Annotated in this window: 7 protein-coding genes and 1 pseudogene; 4 read left to right on the top strand and 4 right to left on the bottom strand. The window is 35.1% G+C overall.

Translation table 11 applies throughout. The features are described from left to right. Window positions 1-514 precede the first annotated feature (514 nt). The 4 genes and pseudogenes from JR312_RS05215 to JR312_RS05200 form a co-directional block, all read right to left on the bottom strand. Window positions 515-964, bottom strand: a complete 450-nt coding sequence (locus tag JR312_RS05215) for a hypothetical protein (protein ID WP_416647894.1) — start codon at window positions 962-964, stop codon at window positions 515-517. 11 nt (window positions 965-975) lie between these two features. Continuing rightward, window positions 976-1,103: pseudogene (locus tag JR312_RS05210) on the bottom strand (IS982 family transposase); the annotation flags it as partial. A 253-nt stretch (window positions 1,104-1,356) separates the two neighbouring features. Next, window positions 1,357-2,238: an FKBP-type peptidyl-prolyl cis-trans isomerase gene (locus JR312_RS05205; protein WP_264330710.1), complete on the bottom strand. Its 882-nt coding sequence runs from the start codon at window positions 2,236-2,238 to the stop codon at window positions 1,357-1,359. Beyond that, window positions 2,231-3,013: a polyprenyl synthetase family protein gene (locus JR312_RS05200; protein WP_006014603.1), complete on the bottom strand. Its 783-nt coding sequence runs from the start codon at window positions 3,011-3,013 to the stop codon at window positions 2,231-2,233. Before JR312_RS05200 ends, JR312_RS05205 begins: the two co-directional genes overlap by 8 nt. Window positions 3,014-3,140: 127 nt before the next feature. Between JR312_RS05200 and acpP the strand changes: the two genes are divergently transcribed. The 4 genes from acpP (at window position 3,141) to thyX (ending at window position 7,014) form a co-directional block, all read left to right on the top strand. Continuing rightward, window positions 3,141-3,401, top strand: a complete 261-nt coding sequence (gene acpP / locus JR312_RS05195; RefSeq protein WP_010406451.1) for an acyl carrier protein — start codon at window positions 3,141-3,143, stop codon at window positions 3,399-3,401. A gap of 6 nt (window positions 3,402-3,407) precedes the next feature. Beyond that, complete coding sequence (gene fabF, locus JR312_RS05190; protein ID WP_416647893.1) at window positions 3,408-4,679, top strand: beta-ketoacyl-ACP synthase II; 1,272 nt, start codon at window positions 3,408-3,410, stop codon at window positions 4,677-4,679. A 222-nt stretch (window positions 4,680-4,901) separates the two neighbouring features. After that, on the top strand, window positions 4,902-6,188 hold the full coding sequence (gene murA, locus JR312_RS05185) for a UDP-N-acetylglucosamine 1-carboxyvinyltransferase (protein ID WP_264330707.1): 1,287 nt from the start codon (window positions 4,902-4,904) through the stop codon (window positions 6,186-6,188). Continuing rightward, window positions 6,181-7,014, top strand: coding sequence for an FAD-dependent thymidylate synthase (gene thyX / locus JR312_RS05180; protein ID WP_264330706.1), 834 nt, complete (start codon window positions 6,181-6,183; stop codon window positions 7,012-7,014). The genes murA and thyX overlap by 8 nt, the downstream gene beginning before the upstream one ends. The last annotated feature ends 621 nt before the right edge of the window (window positions 7,015-7,635 follow it).

The following is a 7,635-nucleotide window of genomic DNA, read 5'->3' as shown; positions in this document are numbered from 1 at the left end:
AGATGACAGGATATTTGTTTCTAATTCTTTATAATCTACCAAACCAGTAGTTCTATTTGCTTGACTCATATCAAACCTCCATTTTTTATATCAATTTATTACTTTTTTTTCGGTTTGATACACTTTTTTGAACGTTCCCAATTTATCATTTTTTTGCTAACTTTAGTATTTTCTTCACGGATATTAAGAAGTGGGTTGTCTATTTCTATCTCATAAGAGCCATTTTCTTCTTTCTGGACTATAATTTTTTTTGAACTAATAGGGAAGTATCTATCATCATAGTCACTCTTGCCGTAAGAAGTACCTAGAGCAAGTAAATAGCTACAGATTGTGTCTCCGTGTAAAATAGTAGTATTGAGCTTTGCTACCTTGTCTCCAACTTCGCCATTAATTGGATCGTATGTATATACTTCTGCTCTAGATTTCTCACCTATAGCCTCCCCAAATTCTTTAGACGTTGATGGCTTGATAATGAATGATGGGAGCCAGTCTTTCCTTACATACTTGTTCAGTTCTATATCTCCCCCCCTACAAGATTACATTTACTTATACTTATTCGTGCTCCATCCTCAGTTTTTTTGAATATAGTACCATCTTTATCACAAAGCTCCAGCCTATGAAACTGTCCTTTCTCGCAAGGCAACACTTTTAAATAATTTGCATTTTTTCCCGTTACACTTGGGTAATTCCCATCGCCTAGCACATCAAAAACAAGCTGTTCTCTATCTCCTTTAAGTTGAAAATACCAAGCTGACTCGTTTACACCGCCAACTTCTTCACCAGTTTTTATTGATTTCACTATCGGTTTATCTCTGAATGTCTTAAAAATCTCACAATCTAATTTGCAACCAGACTCTGTTGCCTCTACTATACAGTGCTTTTCATAGTCCTCTTTTTTTTCCTTTATCAGACCTTCATAACTCAAGAAAAAGATTAACCCACAAAATAAAGCTAAGAAACACATGGCTTTTTTAATTACATTGAATAGGAAATGGGAGTAGAGAAATATACACTAAGAAATTTACTGAGAATCTATGATAAGTATGCTCAAGTTCAAATTTGTTCTTCAGGTAGTCAAAAACTGTTTCAATCATAAATTTCCTTCAGAAAAATTAATGCATTTTTCACACTCTATTTTTTCCTTGTGTATATATTAGCATACAAAAGTAAAGTTTTAATAAAATACTATTTAAGTAATCTCATCAGAGTCTGGTTTTCTGCATTAAGATTTTACACTAGCTTACTTGTACAAGCGAAATTTTTTGAACTTCAGTGTAATATTTTTACTCTATACTATTTTGTCTATCTTACGTTCTCTTCTCTCTTAATTTGCTATCTTTGCCAATCATAGTTAAGCTATTCCTTAATGGCAAAATCTAAGCTTAAATCAATTATTGAGATATTTTCTTCATCAAAATCTATTTCTTTTATTAATATACCAGTTAAAAGATCAGGTGGAGAAAGAACTGTTCTTTTATTACCAGCCCTCATTCCCACAACTCCAAGTTCTATAGCAAGTGGTATTTTTTTGTCACCAACCTTAAACTGCACTATTTGATCTTTGATTATATACTCACCATTATGTCTCTTTATGCTATATTGAACTGATATCTCATCGCCACATTTTACTCGTTTTCCAGTTTTGTTAATTAAGTCATTAAAAATCATTAGGTTATTTACTGAATCAGGATATTTATCTTTTACTTCAATCAGTTTGATGTAATAAGAGTTAAAACTCATTTTGTTGTCATCAGCAGCAATAGTAACTACACGCTCTCCGCCTTCTTTCATACCTATTACCCCTAAACTCACTTCTTTTAAGTAATCCTGACCTATTTTCAAATTGACATCAGTCGGAAGTAGCGTTGCTAGGTTGTTGGAGACTTTGTACATTTGTAGCAGAACTTCTTGGCCACAGAAAACTTTACTGCCACTACCTTCAGTAATTTCATAAAAGTTTATCATCTCTTCTTCTTTTTGCTGTGTTATTTCTTCTAAATATTCTGCTAACCCATGCTTTTCAATATAACGATCAAGAGCTGATTCAAGTATCGGCCTGACCAAATAACTTGCTATCATCTGTGTCAAACCACCATGTGTAGCATTTATTTCGTAAAGCTTTTCCCTTTTCTCTGGTTTATCTTTGTTTATATAAACAATCGTAATTATAAAAGCAGAAGCTAAAGTGAGAATCATTACTACAGAGATAAACATTTGTAATATAATTTTTCTAACCATCTTTTTTTACTTGATTCAATAAATCATATAAGTCACTAGTATTCCCTGAAAGCGTACTTAAATTATCTGAGGCCTGTTTAAAGAGACTATCTATATAGTTTTCCATTTCATTTTTTCCAAGCACGGACATTAAATTGTTTGTTTTATCTTGCTCATAATCTTCGATATCATCCTTGGCTTGAAAAATAAGCCCTAGATTTATTCCATAGTTATATAATGCTTCCCGCTCCTTGTCTGTAGCGCCTCCTATTATAGCCCCTATTTCACATGAAGCTGCAAATAGTTTTGCAGTTTTCATCAAATGAATTTCTTTTATTTTGTCAAAATCTGCACCTATATCTAAAATCTGCCCTCCCACCATTCCCTTCATTCCTATTGCTTGAGAGAGCACTTTTATGATCTCACAATTTAACAAAGATAATACCTCAAAAGCCAGGGTAAGTAATGCATCTCCGGCCAGTACTGCTGTTGCTTCACCAAATTTTTTGTGGCAGCTTGGCTGGCCTCTGCGGGTGTCACTGTTATCCATACATGGCAGATCATCGTGAATGAGGGAGTAAGCATGAATAAATTCAATTGCTGCTGCTGCTGTTATTGCTTTTTCAACCTTTATGTTGAATATCGACGAAGATGCTATAACTAAAAAAGAACGTATATGTTTTGCAGGAGCAAGAAGCACATAACGCATAGCTGATATAAGTTTATTCTCGCTATTTTCAGGTAAGAGCTTATTCACTTCTACAACAAGCAAATTTTTTGTTGTTTCGTCTAGCATTTTTAAATTTATTAACTATCGAGTGCTAAGAGATAGGAAGTTTTTAATAGTTTATATAATCATAAAAGCTATTGCAAACATCAAAATTTCTTATAACATCAGAGAATAGGTTATTTTTTAGTAAGAAATGAGCGAATTGGCAAAAAGCACTAGGGAAGATATAGAAGAAAAAGTAAAGAAGATTATACTAGAGCACATCAGTAAGGATGTAGAGGGATTTGGTAGTTCTTCAAAGCTTTCAGACCATGGCACAGATAGTTTAGATGCAGTTGAAATAATCATGGCAGCTGAAGAAGAATTTGGTATAGAGATTCCTGATGAAGATGCGCAAAAAATGGAAACTATGGAACAGATAGTTGAATATGTAGTAAACAAAGCAAACAATTGATGTTGAATGAGCAGAAGAGTAGTAGTTACCGGTGTTGGCTTAATTACTCCACTAGCAGCAGATGTTAATAACACCTGGTCAAAGCTGAAAGAAGGTAAATCTGGCATCAAAGCAATCAATACAGATAGGTTCGACTCTTCTGATCTTGCTTGTCAGGTTGCAGGGCAGGTGCCTATGCAATCCGATAACATTGAGCATTATTTTAATCCACCAGATTATATTTCTGAAAAAGACCTAAAAAGAACAGATCGTTTTATTCACTACGGAATTGCAGCAGCCGTTCAGGCAGTAGAAGATTCACTAATTTTGGAAAATAAAAATATTAATAAAGAGCGAATAGGTGTAGCTATTGGTTCTGGTATAGGTGGTCTTTCGTCAATTCAGGAAAATGTAATTACCATGCAGGAGAAGGGGCCTAGACGTGTTAGCCCATTTTTTGTTCCTGCAAGTCTAATAAATTTGATATCTGGTCATATTTCTATTAAATACGAATTTATAGGTCCAAATGACTCAGCGGTAACTGCATGTGCAACAGGTGCGCATGCGATTATAAACTCAGCAAGAGCTATAAAACTCGGTGAAGCTGACATTATGATTGCAGGCGGAGCAGAAAGTGCGTTATGCAGAGTTGGAATTGCAGGTTTTGCATCGATGAAGGCGCTATCAACTAAATTCAATGATAAGCCTGAAGAGGCCTCAAGGCCATGGGACGAAGAACGCGATGGATTTGTCATGGGCGAAGGGGCAGGTATATTAGTTCTGGAAGAATATGAACATGCAAAAAAAAGGGAAGCAAAAATATATGCAGAACTCACTGGATATGGACTCACAGGAGATGCGCACCACATCACAGCACCACATCCAGAAGGAAGAGGCGCACTTAAGGCAATGGAACTTGCTTTAAGGAGTGCACAAGTAAGCCCAAGTCAAATTGGGTATATCAATGCACATGGGACTTCAACAACACTTGGGGATAAAGTTGAAGTAATAGCAATGAAGCAGTTATTCGGTGACTATGCCTATAAAATACCTGTTTCCTCGACTAAATCTTCTATAGGACATTTACTTGGTGCCGCAGGAAGTGTTGAAGCAATATTTAGTATCCTTGCATTAAACAATGGAATTGTTCCACCAACTTTAAACCTACACAAACCTTCAGAAGGGTGTGATTTAAATTTTGTACCACTTAAAGCTCAAGAGCATAAAATTCAATATGCGCTTTCTAATTCATTTGGTTTTGGTGGTACCAACGCGTCTCTCATCTTTGGAAAGGTGTAGTTAATTATGCTATTTTGAATCGACTACGAAAATGTTATTCGAGTAGCTGAAACTGGAATCCAGTTAAATTGGTCAGCATAAAAGTAATGTTGAAATATAACATTTTGATGATGAAATGGATCCCAGTGTCAGCTACTCGAATGACAGAAGAAGAAAAAGCAAAATTTTGCCTTTTACGGCTAACCTATTATACTTACTTGATAAGTTCTATCGCTTGATTAAATGCATAAAATATTAGTAAGAAGTAACCATAAGCCCTTGATTGGAAAAATCAAGATTAATGGTTCAAAGAATGCCGTCCTGCCAATAATGGCGGCAAGCTTGTTTAGTAATTCTTCAATAACTTTGCATAACGTACCTGATTTAATTGACGTGCATTTGATGTCTGAGCTGCTTAAGAGTCTTGGTGCAGAAGTAAATTTTATATGCAATAAAGACTATAAAGCAAATCATACTTTGGAAATTGACTGTAGCAATATCAATAACTATTTAATATCACATGAAATTGCAAGCAGACTGCGAGCATCTTTTTTAATGCTAGGTCCAATGCTCAGCAGATTTGGTAAAGTTTCAACAGTATTTCCCGGTGGATGTAATATTGGAAAACGTCCTGTTGACATGCATATCAAGGCACTCGAAGAAATGGGAGCTAAAATTGAAATTGATAGCTGTAATATAACTGCAACAACAAAGGGGAAATTGCAAAGCAAAGAAATAACATTTGAAAAAGTAAGTGTTGGCGCAACAGAAAACATAATCATGGCAGCAACACTTGCAGAAGGAGTAACAACAATAAACAATGCCGCAACGGAGCCGGAAGTTCTTGATTTAATAGAGTTTCTAAAAAAAATGGGTGCCAATATTGAAGTTAATAATACAAAAATCACAATAGAAGGTGTTGAAGCATTAAATGGGTGTGAGCATAAAATAATACCAGATCGCATAGAGGGCGGTACTTATGCTTTGGCTGCTGTCATTACCGACGGCGAGCTAAAGTTAGAAGGAGTAAGTTTGTCTGATATAGAATGCATTGCAAATGAATTGAAGACTATAGGAGCCAGAGTTGAGTTACATGATGATGGTATTATTATTTCTAGAAAAAATGGCCCTATTAAATCTGCTCATGTTGCAACAAATCCATATCCTAACTTTCCCAGCGATATGCAACCACAACTAATGTCTGCTATGTGCATTGCAGATGGAATATCAATCATTGAAGAGAATGTTTTTGAAAGTAGATTTGCACATGCGAATGAGTTAAGAAAATTAGGTGCTAATATCAGCATCGAAAAAAGTAAAGCTACTATAAGTGGAACAAAGAGTCTATCTGGAGCTAATCTGCATGCTAATGACTTAAGATCAACCGCAGCTTTAATTCTTGCTTCTTTGGTGGCTAAAGGAGAAACTATAATAAATAACTCACATCATTTATGGAGAGGCTATGAAGCAATGGACGAAAAACTCAATTCGTGTGGAGCCGATATTTCCTTGAGGACATGTTATGAATAAGCGAACTACAGTAAAAGAGATAGATGAAATTCTATACGAAGAACATAAGGCGTTAGATCATGGATTTGTTCGAGTAATTGATTATATGGGCTCTGATAGCGCCATAGTTCAAGCTGCTCGTGTTTCTTATGGAAAAGGAACAAAACAGATAAATCAAGATGAAGCGCTTATAAAGTATTTGATGAGACATCATCATACAACTCCATTTGAAATGTGTGAAATTAAGTTTCACGTGAAACTTCCAATTTTTATTGCAAGACAGTGGATAAGACACAGAACTGCAAATGTGAATGAATATTCCGGAAGGTATTCGATACTTGATAATGAATTTTATATACCAGAACAGGTTGCAAAACAATCTGATAATAATAAACAAGGCAGCGGTGAAGCTTTTGACTCAAGTACTTCAAAAGAAATAATAGATTCCCTAATAAATGATTCTAATTTGGTATACTCTCATTATGAGAAATTTATTGAACAGGGCCTTGCAAGGGAAATTGCCCGAACTAATCTAACACTTAATTACTATACCCAATTTTATTGGAAAATTGATCTACACAATCTTCTTCATTTTCTAAAGCTCAGAGCTGATAAGCACGCCCAATATGAAATTAGAGTCTATGCAGAAATTATGTTGGACATAGTGAAGAAATGGGTTCCGCTGGCCTATAATGCTTTTGTTGAATACTCCTTAAAATCAGCCTGCATTTCAAAAACTGGTCTTGAAATAATTCGCAAGCTAATTAAAGGAGAAAATATTACTAGAGAAGAAAGTGGCATTGGTAAAAGAGAATGGGATGAGCTGATGTCTATACTTGGTAAATAATCTTGAAGATAAATGTATAGTTGTTATTTACATAGCGTTTGCAGGATAGCTGTACAAAACCCAAACCAGTCACAGCTGTACGAACATTTTGGTAATTTGCATAGTAGATGATGTCATTCCAGTTCTTATTATGCAACCACCAGGCGTACTCATTTACAGTTAAGTTTTTTGAATGCCAGTGTTTCTTTCTCCTGTCATTCCAGTGCTTGACACTGGAATCCAGGAATTTTGATTCTAAATTGGGTATTGGTCTTAAATTAAAATAAACGTTTGTGATGAGATTATATGAACACTGGATCCCAGTGTCGGGGCACTGGGATGACAGGAGAAGGAAATGCCGGAATGGCAGGAGAAAGAAACACTGGGATGACAGTGGAAGATCTAATTCCTTATATCAATTAATTCTCATCCACCTTTTATGTTACATAAACTCATCACTTTTATAGAACATCTCATTAAAATCATTCAAAATTCCAAAATCTTGGGGAACGTTCAAAAAAGTGTGTCAAACCGCATTTTCAATTCAACTCAATTTTTAACCTACCAGGAAAAAAGATATCAAGTTGAGACATAGTTAAAGCCCAATTAGGCAAAGCAGTAATCCACTTTTGCTCTACCTTT

Origin of the sequence: Wolbachia endosymbiont of Nasonia giraulti (genome assembly GCF_048054155.1) — a bacterium.
GTDB lineage: Bacteria > Pseudomonadota > Alphaproteobacteria > Rickettsiales > Anaplasmataceae > Wolbachia > Wolbachia pipientis_C.
Note: the sequence above shows the minus strand (reverse complement) of the source record. Positions and strands in the feature narration are given on the sequence as shown.

Coding starts and splice junctions, on each gene's coding strand:
- fabF (WP_416647893.1), top strand. CDS start 3,408: ATGAGCAGAAGAGTAGTAGTTACCGGTGTTGGCTTAATTACTCCACTA.
- JR312_RS05205 (WP_264330710.1), bottom strand. CDS start 2,238: ATGGTTAGAAAAATTATATTACAAATGTTTATCTCTGTAGTAATGATT.
- JR312_RS05200 (WP_006014603.1), bottom strand. CDS start 3,013: ATGCTAGACGAAACAACAAAAAATTTGCTTGTTGTAGAAGTGAATAAG.
- murA (WP_264330707.1), top strand. CDS start 4,902: ATGCATAAAATATTAGTAAGAAGTAACCATAAGCCCTTGATTGGAAAA.
- acpP (WP_010406451.1), top strand. CDS start 3,141: ATGAGCGAATTGGCAAAAAGCACTAGGGAAGATATAGAAGAAAAAGTA.
- thyX (WP_264330706.1), top strand. CDS start 6,181: ATGAATAAGCGAACTACAGTAAAAGAGATAGATGAAATTCTATACGAA.
- JR312_RS05215 (WP_416647894.1), bottom strand. CDS start 964: ATGTGTTTCTTAGCTTTATTTTGTGGGTTAATCTTTTTCTTGAGTTAT.